2 protein-coding genes are annotated in these 1,408 nt (G+C 59.7%); one reads left to right on the top strand and one right to left on the bottom strand.

All coding sequences use genetic code 11. From position 1 onward, the window contains the following. Positions 1 to 571: 571 nt before the first annotated feature. Entirely contained in the window at positions 572 to 808 is a 237-nt protein-coding gene (locus MESCI2_RS01000000135680; RefSeq protein ID WP_050596693.1) for a hypothetical protein, read from the top strand. 304 nt (positions 809 to 1,112) lie between these two features. Here MESCI2_RS01000000135680 and MESCI2_RS0125725 read toward each other — a convergent pair. Then, positions 1,113 to 1,408 (bottom strand): winged helix-turn-helix domain-containing protein (locus MESCI2_RS0125725; RefSeq protein WP_027038985.1); only part of this gene is annotated, 296 nt, incomplete at its 5' end.

The following is a 1,408-nucleotide window of genomic DNA, read 5'->3' as shown; positions in this document are numbered from 1 at the left end:
CCCGATACGACAAGCTGCTCGCCAACTTCATGGGCTTCGTCAAGCTCGCAGCTATCGCAATTTGGCTCAAATAGTTAAATCGTCACTACGCCCTAATGGCCGGCATGGGCCTACGCACTCTTGCGCTTAAGCGATCGGAAATGGCTCGCTATTCTGTGACTGAGGCGTAGGGTCAATCGGTCGTCTGCTCTGTTTGGCGGGCACGCGGACGCTTGGAAGCCAACTTCGATGCTCCCGCCCAAAGCACCCGATGGCAAACGGCATCACCCACGACTACCTCGACCAGTTGCTTGAATGCCCATACGATCCGGTTGAGAATTCCGGCTGATGCTGCTCCGCCAACCCCGACCACTTGCAAAGATTGCGGCAGGTATCTCGGCACTTGGGATGATATGCAGGCGGACTTTGAACAGCAGGGCGGAGGCGGCGGTATTTTCAGGCTCGACAAGGGCAGGATTGAGCGGATAGGCGGAAATCACCGGCCCGCATTCACAATACCCCAGCCGCGATTCAAGTCGCGTGAACGCGATCGGTTCCGCGCATTTTAGTAAATTTGTATATAAGAGCGACGATGAAAAATGATCCTGGCTGCCGGGCCGCACTACGACTGATCAGGATGGCGATTGAGGAAACTTGCCCGGCCGGCGTGCTGCCGAGCGAAGAAGCGGTTTTGGGTCTCTACGGTCAGGGCCGATCCAACAAGCCAGAAGCGCTCGCCAAAGCGATCATCGCCACCGTCGAAAAACTAACAGCCGACCAGCCTGTGGATGGTAACCGCTTGTTCACCATATCCGGGCATCCTCATTGAAGGCGCACCGAACGCGCCTAATCTACCCCCTGCGTCATATGATGGCGCGCCCCCGCCCAAAGCTGGCGGCCGACGGTTTCATGTAATCCCCGCACCCCAACAGTATGCGTCGGCCGCTGGTATTTCAGCCAAGGGGCTCCTGGTTGCGCCTATGTCGCGCACCACAGTCCCTCAGCTTATCGCAGCGCTGATCACCATCGCCGTCCTGGCCGTTATCCATCAGGGTCTGACTTCACCGCCGTGTGCCGCAGGTTGCCCTCGGCACGACTGAGACGGGGTGGTGACACTCCGTCGGTTTAGCTCTTCAGCCGTCCGGCCATTCGAGCGAGTAGCCGGCCGACCTGATCGTGCGAATGACGAAGGTGGGCGAGGCCGCCTGCAGCGCTTTTCTGAGCCGGCTGATATGCACATCGACGGTGCGGGGACCGACATGGATGTTGGCCGGCCAGGCGGCGCCAATCAGCTCGTCGCGGTTGAAGACCCTGCCCGGCGTCTCGAGCAACAGCCGCAGCACGTTGAACTCGATCGGTCCAAGGTGGATTTCGTGGCCATTGCCGCGAACCCGGTGGGCATCGAGCCTCATCTCAAGGCCGCCACACG

Source organism: Mesorhizobium ciceri WSM4083 (assembly GCF_000519305.1).
GTDB lineage: Bacteria > Pseudomonadota > Alphaproteobacteria > Rhizobiales > Rhizobiaceae > Mesorhizobium > Mesorhizobium ciceri_B.
This window is presented reverse-complemented; position numbering and strand designations above follow the sequence as displayed.

Bases quoted from the DNA above. Each gene is read 5' to 3' on its own strand.
- MESCI2_RS01000000135680 (WP_050596693.1), top strand. From the start codon at position 572: ATGAAAAATGATCCTGGCTGCCGGGCCGCACTACGACTGATCAGGATG.